A 16037-nucleotide genomic window follows, 5' to 3' on the forward strand; every position below is an offset into this window, starting at 1 on the left:
ATGAATGACAATTCAAAAATCACTTCATTTCATTTAGATGTGCTAAAAGAAATTGGCAATATCGGTGCTGCCCATGCTGCGACAGCACTTTCAGATTTACTTGGTAAGAAGATTGATATGAAAGTTCCAAAAGTAGAAATGGTCCCATTCCATGAAATGATGGAACTTGCAGGTGGTTCGGAAACCGTTGTGGTGGGGGTTTATCTCCGACTAGAAGGTGAAACGCAAGGTAGCATGTTTTTCATTTTACCGATTGAACAAGCTAATCGCTTTATCCGCCGATTAATTCAAGATGAAACCTTTGATTTTAATGGTCCAGATATATCTGAGCTAGGTTTATCCGCTATGCAAGAAATGGGGAATATTTTATCTGGTTCCTATCTTTCAGCCCTTTCTGATTTTACAGGGTTAAATATTTTTCCAACCGTTCCTGGGTTGAGTGTCGACATGTTTGGTGCCATTGTGAGTACTGGCTTAATTGAAATATCACAAGTTAGTGATCAGGTGATGGTCATTAATACATCGATATTTGAAGAAGATCAGGATTTAAGTAATGCCGTTCATGGACAATTTTTACTGTTGCCAGATCCTGATTCCTTTGATTCCATTTTTAAAGCGTTAGGAGTTATGTAAATGCAATCTTCTAATGTAGATAAGACGGTGAAAGTCGGTATCGCTCAAATGGATATTGTGAAAACACCAAACACGATTCGAACATCAGGGTTAGGTTCCTGTGTCGGCGTCGTGTTATACGATGAAACAAAGAATATCGCGGGTTTGGTGCATGTGATGCTTCCGGATTCAAGCTTAGCACGGAAAGAATCCATAAACGTTGCAAAGTTCGCGGATACTGGGATAGAAGAGTTAATTCAACGGTTAAAGCGAGAAGGTGCACATCCCTTTAGGCTAAAAGCAAAAATTGCAGGTGGGGCACAAATGTTTAAATTTACATCAGACAAAAATTCCATGAGAATTGGGCCAAGAAATGTCGAAGCAGTTAAAAATATGCTCAAGAAGAATGGCATATCAATTGTTGCGGAAGATACAGGCGGAAATAGTGGCAGAACCATTGAATTTGATCCTGCTACTAGTAAACTAAGCATTCGAACAGTGAATCAAGGAGTGACCGAAATATGATGATGGGCTCAATTTTTTATAATTGTTGGGCGTCATTGATAACATTTACCATTACCTTTGTTGTGATGGTGTTGCAACAATCATTATTCCCTTTTCAAATATTACTTTGGTCATTTGTCGTCGGGATCCTTACGTTTGTTGCGATGTTTGGCATTCGTTTTTTAGTCGGATACATATGGTACACACCAAATGATGAATTATTCCTATATGTTGAAGGAATGGAGTCTGAAGAACTAAACCGAGGTGAGGCTAATTCAGGACAACAACAATCAACTGTTGAATTTAATGATGAGGCTTCCGAAGAAATTGCCAAGGTTGTTAGATCGATGATGAGTAATGACGATGAACCTGTCACAAAACCTTCATAAGTAGGGTGAAAGTCTTGCTAGAGTCGAAAAACGGCTCTTTTTTCTTATTTTTTCAGGAATTTTTCTATAAGAAATAATTATTTTAGTCCTATCGAACAATGCGATATTTTGTCGATATTGGTATAATAAAATCAAATGCGCTTGCCGTATTTGTGACTGTCGCAGGCTTTCGTCTCAGTCAAAACATGTGGCCCAGATTTTACCGAGTAAGCTCGTTAAATTTCCTTTGAAAATCTGTGTCATCCGCCAGAGGCATACTTCATTCAGTCTAGGTTTACCCTTTTTGAATTGTAAATTCCTTTGGCTTTCAACTTACAAATATAGAATTGGTAGACACTTAGAATGAAGTAAAATGATGTCGAGTAATGAGAGAGGTGGATTCGGTGGTTCAGTCGATGCTTACAGAGGAACAAAATATTTGGAATAGCTGGATAAATAATCGCGATCCTCATGCAGGAAATGTATTAGTAAAAAAGTACAAACCACTTGTAACTTATCATGTACAACGAATCGGTACAGGTTTACCGAAAAACGTTTCACGAGATGATTTAATGAGCCTAGGAATGATGGGCCTATTTGATGCACTCAATAAATTTGATATTAATCGAGACTTGAAATTTGATACATATGCATCTTTCCGTGTACGTGGTGCTATAATTGATGGATTAAGAAAAGAAGACTGGTTACCACGTTCTGCACGGGAGAAAGCAAAGAAAATGGAAGCGGAAATTGAGAAGTTAGAGCAGCAACTCATGCGCCAACCTTCGCCTGAAGAACTGGCAGAATCGCTCAATTTACCAGTAGATGAAGTCTATCAAACCATACAAGAACATTTCTTTTCAAATGTACTGTCTATTAATGAGCAATCACCTGATCAAGAAGAGGCAGAGGGGAAATCCTTTGTCATTCGAGACGACAATACAAGAACGCCTGAAGAAGAAGCGGTTCATGTGGAATTAATTGCAGATTTAGCAGAAAACATAAAAAAGTTGAATGAAAAAGAACAACTTGTCCTAAGTTTATTTTATACAGAAGAATTGACGTTAACAGAAATTGGAGAAATGCTAGAGCTATCCACATCACGAATATCACAAATTCACTCCAAAGCATTATTTAAATTAAGAAAACTACTTACTCAAGAAGTGCTCGTCTAAGCTGATCAAGTCCTAGACGGGCTTTTTTTCAGTCAACAAGGTAGACAGTAAATTGTGATGAACGGACGAAATGTCATACTAAGCGGACAAAAAGGTCAACTGAACGGACGCAATCTCATACGATGCGGACGAAAAATCTGTTAAACGGACGAAAAGTTCTGCTATCCGGACGAAATCGTTTTTTGAACGAATGAAAAGAATCTTAATAAAATTAACCCTCCGCAACTATACCGAGGAGTATTTGTGATAAATAGGAAAATATAAATTTTAAGTTAGAACAGTGTCTAGCTACGAACGCCAGCTCCTCGACAACTTCAAAACCGCCTTCAAGGGCAAAAATTGTGTAGTTTCAATGAAACACACAATTTTCTGCGTCGAAAGTGAAACGACAGGCGCAAAAACCCTTTTGTCGGTTTCTCCAGTTGTTGAGGCTCACACGATGTGAGTCATGACGGCAATGCGACAGGACGTCGCGTTTTTGCCGTCGCGGAGCTAAACGGGCGTTCTTCGCTTTTCTTATAAGGAGGGGATTTTGTGAGCTTAAAAGGTGTGGAGTTACAAATTGCCATTCCTAAAACCTTTGATGTTGGAAAAACAGTAGAGCAGCATCAACAACATGTCATTCATCAGCAACTTCATGCAAATGAAGCGTTAAAAAAAGAAGTTGAGCGGAAAGCGTTAACTGTAAATGATACGGAAAAAGTCGACAAGGTAAAAGATGAAAACCAACATCACGAACACGATGAAGAGTCTTCAAAAAACAAACAAAGGAATTCATCAAAGCAAAGTCGAGCGCATCATCCGTTTAAAGGAAATATTATTGACTATAGTGGATAGGAGAACTGGATCGAATGGTCGCAATTTTAATTGTTTTACTCATCATTTCACAGCTGATTTCGTTTTATTTCATTATATTATTAAATACAAAAGTGGCGAAGTTCAAGGAGTTAGAAGTTCGTCAAGACAAACTAATTCGTGAAATGGACGATGCCATTAGTGTCTATTTAATGGAAATGCGCGAAGAAAATAATCGGTTAATTCAGGAACTTACTAAAGTGAAAAGTAAAAATGGTCAACAATCTATGCAACCATTTAACAATGAGCAGATTGTCGGATTGCCAGAAGTTGTACAACAAAAAGTACAAAAGGAAACGCAAGAAAATGAAATTACCCACGCCCCTAAAATTGCAGTACCAAAAAGTATTGTGAAAAATGCTTACAATCGACAAAAAACTCAACCTGCTAAGGCTGAAACTGCCGGAAATCAACCACAAAAAGAAGATAGAAACAAGGGATCACTAGACCATCTGCTGGTCGATGAAAGTGAAAAAAGTTTTGAACAACAAGTCATAAAACTTCATCATGATGGCAAGTCTATTGAAGAAATTGCGAAAATTACGCAAAAAGGTAAAACAGAAATTGAATTATTATTAAAATTTCATGTGTAAATTTATTGCAGACGTTAGGTAATTATGTTATATTTTCAAATGGTGTTAATAATACACACGCATTTCGATGTAATAAGTGGTGCTTCTACAAAAGTTGCTTATTTCAGATGAAAAATGCGGAGGAACAAAACCAAAATTAGGAGGAAATATTCATGTCAGTAATTTCAATGAAACAATTACTTGAAGCTGGTGTACATTTCGGACACCAAACTCGCCGTTGGAACCCAAAAATGAAAAAATACATTTTTGTTGAGCGTAACGGTATCTACATTATCGATTTACAAAAAACAGTTAAAAAATTAGAGGAAGCTTATGACTTCATGCGTCAAGTTGGCCAAGATGGCGGTAAAGTTCTTTTCGTAGGAACTAAAAAACAAGCTCAAGACGCTATTAAAGAAGAAGCTGAGCGCTCTGGTAACTACTACATCAACCAACGTTGGTTAGGTGGTACTTTAACAAACTTCGGTACAATTCAAAAACGTGTTGCACGTTTAAAAGCTATCGAAAAAATGGAAGAAGACGGTACTTTCGAAGTCCTTCCTAAAAAAGAAGTAATCCAACTTAAAAAAGAACACGAACGTCTAGTTAAATTCTTAGGCGGTATCCGTGATATGGCAGATATTCCAGACGTTATGTTCGTGGTTGACCCACGTAAAGAACGTATCGCTGTAGCTGAAGCACGTAAATTAAACATTCCGATCGTTGGTATTGTTGATACTAACTGTGATCCAGATGAAATTGACTACGTAATTCCAGCAAACGACGATGCAATCCGTGCTGTTAAATTATTAACTGCTAAAATGGCTGATGCTCTTATCGAGTCAAAACAAGGTGAGTCAGAAGCTCCAGCTGAAGAAGTAGTTGCTGAGTAATTCACTGCAACAAAAGGTGATAAGTGGATGACCCCTCTTATCACCTTTTTTTAAGAACTTTTTAGACTTATGTAGATGGTTGTTAGAATTTGTCGTTCGCCAATTAACTTTCTGGTTAAATACAGTGATGTTTCGACAAACTTGAAAACAAGTGTTTGTACTATGTCTAAAATGGCAAATATAAATAGAATAATATCTACTCAAGGAGGAACTTCCAAATGGCAATTACTGCTCAATTAGTAAAAGAACTTCGTGAAAAAACAGGCGCAGGTATGATGGACTGTAAAAAAGCGTTAGTAGAAACTGATGGTAACATCGATGCTGCAATCGACTTCTTACGTGAAAAAGGTCTTTCTTCTGCTGCTAAGAAAGCTGACCGTATCGCTGCTGAAGGTACAACTTATGTTTTAGTTGAAGGAAATGAAGCAATTCTATTAGAAGTTAACGCTGAAACTGACTTCGTAGCGAAAAACGAAAAATTCCAAGTTTTAGTTTCTGAATTAGCAAAACAATTATTAGCTGGTAAACCAGAATCAGTAGAAGCTGCATTAGAATTAACAAACGCTGAAGGTGTAAAAATTTCTGATCAAATTTCTACAGCTGTAGCAACAATCGGTGAAAAAATCACTCTTCGTCGCTTCGAATTAAAAACTAAAACTGATGCAGACGCTTTCGGTTCTTACCTACATATGGGCGGAAGAATTGGCGTATTAGTAGTTCTTGAAGGTTCAACTGATGCAGATGCTGCTAAAGACGTAGCTATGCACATCGCTGCAATCAACCCACAATATGTATCTCGTGATGAAGTATCTGCTGATGTAGTAGAACGTGAACGCAAAGTTTTAACTGAACAAGCACTTAACGAAGGTAAACCAGAAAACATCGTTGCGAAAATGGTTGAAGGTCGCCTTGGCAAATTCTTCGAAGAAGTTTGCTTACTTGATCAAACTTTTGTTAAAAACTCAGATCAAAAAGTACGTGACTTTGTAAAAACAACTGGTGGTAACATTACTTCATTCGTACGCTTCGCTGTTGGTGAAGGTATTGAAAAACGTGAAGACAACTTCGCTGAAGAAGTTATGAACCAAGTTAAAGGACAATAATACATTTCATTGTGTAAACCACAATGGTTTAAAGTAGGGAGCACAATCACGTGTTCCCTATTTTTCAAGAAGTAAACAATTACGCCTTGGTTAAGCTGAGTCCGGATTTGAATAAGCTATAATCTGTGACATCCGCACAAGGTTTGATTCTTATTCAGTGGGAGTCCTACCCTCACTGAATGAGAATCAATAATTGTCTTGGCTAAAGTACCATTCTCCAAAAGTTTACGTGACCACATTTTGATAAGAGTTTAGTGCTTTTATTTATATTGGGGCAGTCTAATGGTATAAGGCGGACGGCTTTAGCCTTTCTAAATATGAGTAACGGAGGTTTACTATGAGTGTGCCACAATATAAACGAGTTGTAATTAAATTAAGCGGTGAAGCCTTAGCAGGTGATGCAGGCTTTGGTTTATCACCAAAAATCATTAAATCAGTTGCAGAAGATATTAAAGAAGTTGTTAATCTTGGAGTAGAGGTTGCGGTCGTAGTTGGTGGCGGTAACATTTGGAGAGGAAAAGTTGGTAGCGAAATGGGTATGGATCGTGCTTCTGCTGATTACATGGGAATGCTTGCTACTGTTATGAATTCCTTAGCTCTTCAAGATGCACTTGAAAAATTAGAAATTCAAACTCGTGTGCAATCATCCATCGTAATGACACAAGTGGCGGAACCTTACATACGCCGTAAAGCAGTAAGACATCTTGAGAAAAAACGTGTTGTAATCTTTGCTGCAGGTACTGGTAACCCATACTTCTCAACAGATACAACAGCAGCTTTACGTGCTGCAGAGATTGAAGCTGAAGCAATTTTAATGGCGAAAAACAATGTAGATGGTGTTTACTCTGCAGATCCAAAAATCGATCCAAATGCAGTAAAATACGAATCACTCACATATTTAGATGTAATTCAACAAGGTTTACAGGTAATGGATTCAACCGCTTCCACTTTATGTATGGACAATGACATCCCATTAATAGTATTCTCTATTATGGATAAAGGAAATATTAAACGCGCCGTACAAGGTGAAAAAATTGGAACAGTTGTTAGGAGGAATCTATAATGGCTAAAGAAGTATTAGCACAAGCAAAAGATAAAATGAACAAATCAATTTCTGCATTTTCTCGTGAATTGGCATCAATTCGTGCAGGCCGTGCAAGCGCATCACTTTTAGATCGTATTTCTGTTGATTATTACGGTGCACCAACACCAATTAATCAATTAGCTGGAGTTTCTGTACCTGAAGCTCGTTTACTAGTGATCGCACCATACGACAAATCAATTCTTGGTGAAATTGAAAAAGCAATCATGAAATCAGACATCGGTATTACACCAACAAATGACGGTACAGTGATTCGCTTAACAATTCCAGCGTTAACTGAAGAACGTCGTAAAGAGCTTGTAAAAGTCGTGAAAAAAGAAGCAGAAGAAGCGAAAGTTGCAGTTCGTAACGTTCGTCGCGATGCTAACGATGATTTGAAAAAACTAGAAAAAAATGGCGAAATTACAGAAGACGATTTACGTGGTTTCAGTGATGATATTCAAAAAATAACTGATGAAAACATCGCAAAAATTGACGAATTAGCGAAAGAAAAAGAAAAAGAAATCCTTTCTGTATAGAAAAGCGGAGAACGCCCGTTAGCTCCGCGTCTGCGAAAACGCCACATCGTGTGGCATCGCAGACATGACTCACGTCGTGTGAGCCTCAACAACTGGAGGAAACCACAAGAGGACGCTTTTTGTCCTCGAAGGGGTTTTCGAAGTTGTCGAGGAGCTGGCGTTCGCAGCTAGACATCAAGAAAAGCGGAGGCGGCTCGTCTAGCTGAGGCAGGCACTGGAGACTTCCGAGAAGCATGCTTGCATGCGTAGGAGGAAGTTGAAGTGACCGAGCAGCTAGCCGCCGGAGCTAGACATCAAGAAAAGCGGAGGCGGCTCGTCCAGCTGAGGCAGGCACTGGAGACTTCCGAGAAGCATGCTTGCATGCGTAGGAGGAAGTTGAAGTGACCGAGCAGCTAGCCGCCGGAGCTAGACCATCAAGAAAAGCGGAGGCGCCACAACGGTTACAATGTTTTCTGCGACAAGTAACAGCAGGAGCATGACCGACTTGTCGGCCTTGAACACTTTTTCAAAAGAACGAACCTTAATTTTGTTTGGGCGTCCTGTCATATGTAGGACGTCCTTTTTAACATTTTCCAATAAAAATTGTCCTGGTTGTATACCAAAAAATTCGTGATGCTATTAAACCCACAAATTATAGAACAAAATACCTGATCGCATCTAAACGAGCTTACACCAGGGAGTTAATTGATTTAAAATGAATATATTTACATAACAAACGTCTAAAATACATATAACCAAGAAAATGAACTTTTTCTTACTTCATCCAATTTTATTTAGTCCTAATGGATGGCCAATAGGTGTCGGCTACCTCTTTTCCATGCCGAGACACAATTTGAAATCAATTACTTTACGCTATTGACTAATTGATAAAAAGTATCTAAAACTTTTGTAAGATTTAGGACATTAACAGTCGTTTTTGTTATGATAAGATAAGAAAACGTCCGAATAGTTGTCAAGTTAGGGGATACAGAATGTTTAAAAAAATATTAGGCAAAACTAAAAAACAAAAAAGATTATTGGAAGATGGACAATCTAATAATGAATTAATCCCTTCACATATAGCAATCATTATGGACGGTAATGGTCGTTGGGCAAAAAAGAGGGCAATGCCTCGTATAGCAGGTCATCATGAAGGGATGCAAACTGTACGAAAAATTGCTCGATATGCAGATGATTTAGGAGTTAAAGTGTTAACGTTATATGCGTTTTCAACAGAAAACTGGAAACGTCCACGAACTGAGGTAGACTACTTAATGGGCTTACCTCAAAAATTCCTTAACTCCTTTATGCCTGAAGTAATGGAAAGAAATATTAAAATTACCATGATTGGTGATATGGATGCATTGCCAGTTAGTACGCAAAATGTCTTAAAAGATGCGATGAACCGAACAAAAAACAATACAGGTCTCATTTTAAATTTTGCTATGAACTATGGTAGTCGTGCAGAAATCGTATCAGCAATGAAAAAAATGATATTAGAAGTGGAAAATGGAACGATTTCCATTGATTCCATTGAAGAAGGCACGATCAATCAGTATTTAATGACATCGGATCTTCCAGAACCAGATTTATTAATTCGTACAAGTGGTGAAGTGCGATTAAGTAATTTTATGTTGTGGCAACTTGCCTATACGGAATTTTGGTTTACGGAAACGCTTTGGCCAGACTTTAATGAACAAACACTAATGGAGGCCATAAATGATTTCCAGAAGCGAAATCGTCGTTACGGTGGGTTGAAAGGAGAAGAAATTAAGTGAAGCAGAGAATCATCACCGCAGTAATTGCAGCAGCATTATTCATTCCTTTCGTCATTTATGGGAACTTACCTTTTACGATACTAATTTACGTAATCGCAGCTATCGGATTGTATGAGCTCCTTCGTATGAAAAAGATCTCTGTTTTTTCAATCCCTGGAATAATTGGATTGCTAACAGTATTTGTTGTACTGATGCCAGAGGATTTTGCGGATAGAGTCACGGAAGCGACAACTTACTCAAAATTGGAATTTTTAATGATTGCAGTAGTATTATTATTAATTTATTCGGTGATTGTAAAAAATCACTTCACCTTTGATGATGTGTCATTTATTTTATTAAGCGCACTTTATGTTGGCATCGGATTCTTATATTTTATCGAAACGCGGGATGCTGGATTACATTTTATTATCTATGCGCTTATTATTGTTTGGGCAACAGACTCAGGTGCCTATTTTGTTGGACGAAAAATAGGGAAAAACAAGCTATGGCCGGAAATTTCTCCAAATAAAACAGTTGAAGGTTTTGTTGGAGGTATTATCGTTGCGGTCATTTTTGCATGTGTTATGCAATTCATTTACCCATTAAGTACTGGTTGGGTCTCACTTATTATTGTGACAATCATTAGTTCTATTTTTGGACAAATGGGGGATCTAGTAGAATCTGCAATTAAACGACATTATGGTGTGAAAGATTCAGGAAATCTATTGCCAGGGCATGGTGGGATTTTAGACCGCTTTGACAGCTTACTGTTTGTATTGCCATTATTACATTTCGTGCAGTTCATCTAAACTGTTATAAATGCTACTGAACGATGTGAAAGGATTATTGGTTTCCCATTGTTTGAAGTAAGCTTACCTATATTCGTTCAACATGGGATGAAAGGATAGGTTAAAATACGCCAAGGTGTATTTGATTTAGTGGAAGGGAATGAAGGTCTTGAAAAAAATTAGTTTATTAGGTGCTACTGGTTCAGTTGGATTGCAAACGGTTGACATTTTGCTATCTCATCAAGAAAGTTTTAAACTAGTTGCCTTTTCAGCAGGAAGAAATATAGAAAAAACGCGTGAAATTATCAATCAACTTCAACCTGATCTAGTCTCAGTTCAAGATGAAAAAGATGCTTTAGAACTAAAAAAAGACTATCCGAATATTCATTTTACATATGGAACAAACGGTTTAGTGGAAGTTGCAACACACCCAGATTCTACAGTGCTCGTAAATGCTGTGCTCGGAAGTGTTGGCTTAGAATCAACTCTTGCAGCGATCCGTATGGGCAAAACAATTGCTATTGCCAATAAAGAAACACTTGTGACAGCTGGCCACTTAGTGATGGCTGAGGCGAAAAAATATAATGCGCCAATTTTACCTGTAGACAGTGAGCACTCTGCAATTTATCAATCCATGAATGGTGAAAATCCTAAAAATATTGAACGATTAATATTAACAGCTTCAGGTGGTTCATTCCGTGATAAAACGCGAGAAGAACTTAAACATGTGACAGTGAAAGATGCGCTAAATCATCCGAACTGGTCAATGGGTGCAAAAATTACAATTGACTCTGCAACGATGATGAATAAAGGCTTAGAAGTAATTGAAGCACATGTTTTATTTGATATGCCATTCGATAAAATTGATGTTTTATTACATAAAGAAAGTATTATTCACTCTTTAGTTGAGTATCATGATACAAGTGTGATTGCTCAACTTGGTACACCAGATATGCGTGTGCCTATTCAATATGCTTTGAGTTACCCTGATCGTTTACCACTACATAATGGTCATCGATTAAACTTAGCACAAATTGGACAACTCCATTTTAAAGAGGTTGATTTTGATCGTTTCCGTGCTTTAGCTCTTGCCTATGAAGCAGGACGTACTGGCGGTTCGATTTTAACGGCCATGAATGCAGCAAACGAAGCAGCAGTTGCATTATTTTTACAAGAAAAAATTACATTCTTACAAATTGAAGAAATTATCGAGAACATCATGCATAGCCACAACAATGTTCAAACACCAGATTTAGAAACAATCTTAGCTGTAGATAGCGAAACACGAAAAAAGGTAGTGAGCATGGTAAAATAAACTGAGCAGTGACAGTAAAACTTGCTCTAAAGGTGGGATTTTATGCAAACGGTAATAGCATTTATCATCATATTCGGATCACTCGTATTCTTCCATGAGCTTGGGCACTTTATCTTTGCAAAACGAGCAGGCATTATGGTTCGTGAATTTGCGATTGGGATGGGTCCGAAGATTTTCGGAATGACAAAAGGTGAAACGTTATATACAATCCGATTATTGCCATTAGGTGGTTATGTTCGCATGGCGGGAGACGATACGGATTCCGTCGAACTACAGCCTGGTTACCGTGTCGGATTAGTTTTAAACAGTGAAAATGTAGTTGAAAAAGTCTATTTAAACCAAAATGTTCAACACCCAAATATTTTATTTATGGAAGTAGAACGGGCAGATTTAGAAAAGGGTCTATGGATTGAAGGATATGACGAAGAGGAACGATTAGTTCGTTACAATGTTTCTAGAAATGCGTTAGTAATAGAAAACGGTAAAGAAACATTAATTGCTCCATATGACCGCCAATTTAATTCTAAAACTGTGGGCCAACGTTCTATGGCGATTTTCGCAGGGCCACTGTTTAACTTTATTTTAGCATTTTTTATTTTTCTTGCACTTGGATTAATGCAAGGTGTTCCAACATATGAACCAGTCATTCGTGATGTGGTAGAGAATGGACCTGCAGCAGCTGCTGGTATGGAATCTGGTGACCTTGTAAAAGAAATCAATGGACAACCAATTAAAGATTGGCAAGAGCTTTCTGGAACTGTTCAAGAAAGTCCAGGTGAATCATTAACGTTTGTAGTAGAACGTGATGGACAAGAACACGAGTTGACGATTACACCAGCTACCCTTGAAGATAGCGGCAAAGAGTACGGTCAAATCGGTGTTATGTATCAAAGTCCTGTTGAGAAAAATCCGCTTAAAGCGATTGTGTTTGGTGCAACACAAACATGGGACTATACAGTGCTTATCATTAATTTATTAGGGGATTTAATTACCGGTCAGTTTACGATTGATGCGTTATCTGGACCAGTAGGAATCTATAAAGCAACTGAAGAAGTGGCACAATATGGTGTGTTTAACTTAATGAATTGGGCAGCGGTATTAAGTATTAACCTTGGAATTATGAACTTATTACCATTACCAGCATTAGACGGAGGACGACTATTATTCTTCGGTATCGAAGCATTGCGCGGCAAACCGGTTGACCGTCAAAAAGAAGGCCTCGTTCACTTTGTCGGAATTGTACTACTGATGATCCTAATGGTCGTGGTTACATGGAATGACATACAAAGGTTCTTCTTCTAGATAAATAGCTAGAACGAGTCTGAAGTGAATATACAGAGTTTACAGCTTGTGGCAATACAACAAAATTAAACTTATAAACCTTATCCAAATTGGGCCGCCCCCATTTTCGGATAAGGTTTTTTTGTAATGTGAATATGAAAATAAAAATATAAGAAAATACCATATGAAATGAACTGCGTTTAAAGAAGATTTAGTCAGAGTGGGGTATGAAGTTCTTGGTGGGATGAAGTTCAAAAGAGGTCGCCGGTGTTTGTAAATGAACTTCATCAAGGGAATGAAGTTCAAAAAGAGGTCGCCGGTGTTTGGAAATGAACTTCATCAAGGGAATGAAGTTCAAAAAGAGGTCGCCGGTGTTTGGAAATGAACTTCATCAAGGGAATGAAGTTCAAAAAGAGGTCTCTTGGGATTGTAAATGAACTTCATCAAGGGAATGAAGTTCAAAAAGAGGTCGTCGGTATTTAGAAATGAACTTCATCAGGGGAATGAAGTTCAAAAAGAGGTCTCCGGTGATTGGAAATGAACTTCATAAAGGGAATGAAGTTCAAAAAGAGGTTGCCGGTGTTTGGGAATGAACTTCATCAAGGGAATGAAGTTCAAAAAGAGGTTGCCGGTGTTTGGAAATGAACTTCATCTAGGCTATTACGGACAAAAAGGGAGAACCCATCACTCGAATTGTCCGTCATTAACTATGCTAAATAAATAGGTGAAACCAATAGTAAATGTTCACCTATTTATTTAGTATTGCCCATGCACTTGGGGTGTGTATCGTTCCCTTTGTTTAAGAAAACTATTGATAGTTTATAATTTAGTTAGTAGATTTTTCTCCTTAATTAGGAAGGATTTTTAATCGATGATACTTAATAAAAACATCAAAACTTCTTTTATATAGTATGGGTTAAAGCTGATAGGGGAATATGAGATTTTTTAGGATGGATCCAATCAATCTCTTGATGATCAAACCAATGAAGTGGATTTTAATGAAATATTCAATGGGAATCCCGTTGATCGATGCAATGAAGAGGATTCCAGGCAGAAATTACAATGTAAACCCCTTCATCAAGCCGATGAAGAAATTCCAGTGTAAACCCCTTTCATCAAGCCAATGAAGAGGATTTTACATGTAAATGCCATTAGAAACATCCTTCATACAAACAAATGAACGGAATTTCATAAATTGCCCAACGTAACCCTTCCTAAACCCTATAAGTGAATAATTCACTAACCTGAGCTTCTTACTCAAGAAAGAAGTTCAAAGACTGGTAGTGCAGTTCTAAAATGCACTTTGCTGGTAACTTTTATTAATTTGTAATCAAATTGTATACACTTGAAGTATTCTGGGTGTGCTATGCTAGTAAGGGGAATACTGAAATGAAAAGGATGGAGCGCTTATGAAACAAAGTTTGACTTTTATTCCAACAATGCGTGAAATACCTTCTGAAGCAGAAGTGAAGTCTCATGTCATGCTACTTCGTGCTGGGTTTATTCGTCAAAGTACGAATGGTGTTTATTCCTATTTACCTTTAGCTAAACGCGTATTACGTAAAATAGAAAACATTATTCGAGAAGAATTAGAGGGGATCAATGCTGTTGAAATTGCGTTACCTTCTATTCAATCGGCAAATAGTTTGGAGCAATCTGGACGGTTAACAAGCTATGGTCCAGAAGTAATTCGGATGCATGACCGTCATAACCGTGAACTTCTACTTGCTCCAACGAATGAAGAAGCAGTTACAGAATTAGTGAAAGATGAAATACAATCCTATAAAAAATTACCGTTTACACTCTATCAAATTCAGACGAAATATCGAGATGAACAAAAAACGCGTTTCGGATTATTAAGAAGCCGTGAATTTATTCTAAATGATACGTACTCCTTTCACTCAAATGAGGAAAGCTTGAATGAGACCTATGAACAGATGTTTAAGGTGTACTCTAATATTTTAACGAAACTTGGGTTACAATTCCGCGCAGTTTCTGCTGAAAAAGGTGAACTTGAATCACATGAATTCATCGTTTTATCGGATATTGGTGAGCATACTTTTGCTTATTCAAACCACTCGGACTATGCAGCAAGTATTGAAACTGCCAAAGTGATTACTGAATATGTTTCTTCTGAAGAACCGATGGAAGATTTAGAAATGGTTGCAACGCCAAATGAAAAAACGATTGAAGAAGTAAGTCAGTTTTTTGATATGCCAACTGTTAATTGTATTAAATCTCTTGTTTTTAAGGTGGATGAAGAGCTTTATGTAGTGTTAGTTAGAGGAGACCATACTGTCAATGAAACGAAATTAATGCAAGGGTTAAATGCACAGTCAGTTGAATTAGCAGATGAAGCCTCTATACAAGAATTGCTTGGTTGTTCTCCGGGTTCCATTGGGCCAATTAAATTACCTTTAAACGTAAAGGTAGTGGCTGATCATGCCATTAAAACAATTCGAAATGGGATTGCTGGTGCCAATGAAGATGGCTATCACTATAAAAATGTAAATCCTGAACGGGATTTTGCTATTAATATATATGATGATATCCGTTATATTCAAGAAGGGGAGCCTTCACCAGATGGACAAGGTGAAATTTCATTTGCTAAAGGGATTGAAGTTGCCCATATTTTTAAACACGGAGCAAAATTTTCATCAAACTTAAATGCCACGTTTATTGACGAACAAGGAAAAGCTCAGCCTTTTATTATGGGAAGTTATAATCTCGGGGTTTCTCGATTACTTGCAGTAATTGCGGAACAATATCAAGATGAAAATGGATTTGTTTGGCCAAAACAATTGGCTCCATACGATATCCATTTAATGTGTGTGAATCGGGATGATGAAGTTCAATTTGAATTAGCAGAAGAACTTTATGGCATTTTAACGTTTTATCAATATAATGTATTATATGACGATCGTTCAGAGCGAGCAGGAGTGAAGTTTGCAGATTCGGATTTACTTGGTTTACCCGTCCGCGTAACAATTGGTAAAAAAGCAGTGGATCGAATGGTAGAAGTAAAAGTCCGTAGTACAGGCGAAAGCTTTGAATGTGCGAAAGAAGAAATCGGCGAACGACTTAATGAATTCTTCCGTTCAAATTAATTTTATTGTGAATTACTTAAATGAATGAGAGTGAACGGGCTGTCCAGAAATTATAAATTTTTTGGACAGCCATTATCATGAGTATTAAAAATCGCAGAAGCTTTTATC

At 37.5% G+C, this 16037-nt stretch carries 15 protein-coding genes; all 15 read left to right on the plus strand.

Annotated features, from left to right (window positions below):
* The 15 genes from JOD29_RS08045 (at position 1) to JOD29_RS08115 (ending at position 15929) form a co-directional block, all read left to right on the plus strand.
* The gene (locus JOD29_RS08045; RefSeq protein WP_124763988.1) at positions 1–633 is read left to right on the plus strand and encodes a chemotaxis protein CheC; all 633 of its coding nucleotides are present in this window, start codon (positions 1–3) and stop codon (positions 631–633) included.
* Positions 634–1137, plus strand: a complete 504-nt coding sequence (locus tag JOD29_RS08050; RefSeq protein ID WP_124763987.1) for a chemotaxis protein CheD — start codon at positions 634–636, stop codon at positions 1135–1137.
* Positions 1134–1505: a hypothetical protein gene (locus tag JOD29_RS20415; RefSeq protein WP_239585621.1), complete on the plus strand. Its 372-nt coding sequence runs from the start codon at positions 1134–1136 to the stop codon at positions 1503–1505. The genes JOD29_RS08050 and JOD29_RS20415 overlap by 4 nt, the downstream gene beginning before the upstream one ends.
* 395 nt (positions 1506–1900) lie before the next feature.
* Positions 1901–2659: a FliA/WhiG family RNA polymerase sigma factor gene (locus tag JOD29_RS08060; protein ID WP_124764137.1), complete on the plus strand. Its 759-nt coding sequence runs from the start codon at positions 1901–1903 to the stop codon at positions 2657–2659.
* Between the two features lie 534 nt (positions 2660–3193).
* Positions 3194–3496, plus strand: coding sequence for an RNA polymerase subunit sigma (locus JOD29_RS08065; protein WP_124763986.1), 303 nt, complete (start codon positions 3194–3196; stop codon positions 3494–3496).
* A gap of 14 nt (positions 3497–3510) precedes the next feature.
* Entirely contained in the window at positions 3511–4107 is a 597-nt protein-coding gene (locus JOD29_RS08070) for a hypothetical protein (RefSeq protein ID WP_124763985.1), read from the plus strand.
* A gap of 152 nt (positions 4108–4259) precedes the next feature.
* Positions 4260–4979: a 30S ribosomal protein S2 gene (rpsB, locus tag JOD29_RS08075; protein ID WP_124763984.1), complete on the plus strand. Its 720-nt coding sequence runs from the start codon at positions 4260–4262 to the stop codon at positions 4977–4979.
* A gap of 218 nt (positions 4980–5197) precedes the next feature.
* The gene (tsf, locus tag JOD29_RS08080) at positions 5198–6082 is read left to right on the plus strand and encodes a translation elongation factor Ts (RefSeq protein ID WP_124763983.1); all 885 of its coding nucleotides are present in this window, start codon (positions 5198–5200) and stop codon (positions 6080–6082) included.
* Between the two features lie 337 nt (positions 6083–6419).
* Positions 6420–7145, plus strand: a complete 726-nt coding sequence (gene pyrH / locus JOD29_RS08085) for a UMP kinase (protein ID WP_124763982.1) — start codon at positions 6420–6422, stop codon at positions 7143–7145.
* Complete coding sequence (gene frr, locus JOD29_RS08090; RefSeq protein WP_124763981.1) at positions 7145–7702, plus strand: ribosome recycling factor; 558 nt, start codon at positions 7145–7147, stop codon at positions 7700–7702. Before pyrH ends, frr begins: the two co-directional genes overlap by 1 nt.
* 971 nt (positions 7703–8673) lie before the next feature.
* Positions 8674–9459 carry an isoprenyl transferase gene (locus JOD29_RS08095; RefSeq protein ID WP_124763980.1) on the plus strand — a complete coding sequence of 262 codons (786 nt, stop codon included), beginning with the start codon at positions 8674–8676 and terminating at the stop codon, positions 9457–9459.
* Complete coding sequence (locus tag JOD29_RS08100; protein WP_124763979.1) at positions 9456–10247, plus strand: phosphatidate cytidylyltransferase; 792 nt, start codon at positions 9456–9458, stop codon at positions 10245–10247. Before JOD29_RS08095 ends, JOD29_RS08100 begins: the two co-directional genes overlap by 4 nt.
* A 148-nt stretch (positions 10248–10395) precedes the next feature.
* A complete protein-coding gene (locus tag JOD29_RS08105; protein WP_124763978.1) occupies positions 10396–11541 on the plus strand; it encodes a 1-deoxy-D-xylulose-5-phosphate reductoisomerase in 1146 nt (381 codons plus the stop codon).
* A 42-nt stretch (positions 11542–11583) separates the two neighbouring features.
* Positions 11584–12843 carry an RIP metalloprotease RseP gene (rseP, locus tag JOD29_RS08110; RefSeq protein ID WP_124763977.1) on the plus strand — a complete coding sequence of 420 codons (1260 nt, stop codon included), beginning with the start codon at positions 11584–11586 and terminating at the stop codon, positions 12841–12843.
* Between the two features lie 1388 nt (positions 12844–14231).
* Positions 14232–15929 (plus strand): proline--tRNA ligase, encoded by a 1698-nt coding sequence (locus JOD29_RS08115; protein WP_124763976.1) that lies wholly within the window; start codon positions 14232–14234, stop codon positions 15927–15929.
* The last annotated feature ends 108 nt before the right edge of the window (positions 15930–16037 follow it).

This window comes from Lysinibacillus composti, assembly GCF_016908465.1.
Classification (GTDB): domain Bacteria; phylum Bacillota; class Bacilli; order Bacillales_A; family Planococcaceae; genus Ureibacillus; species Ureibacillus composti_A.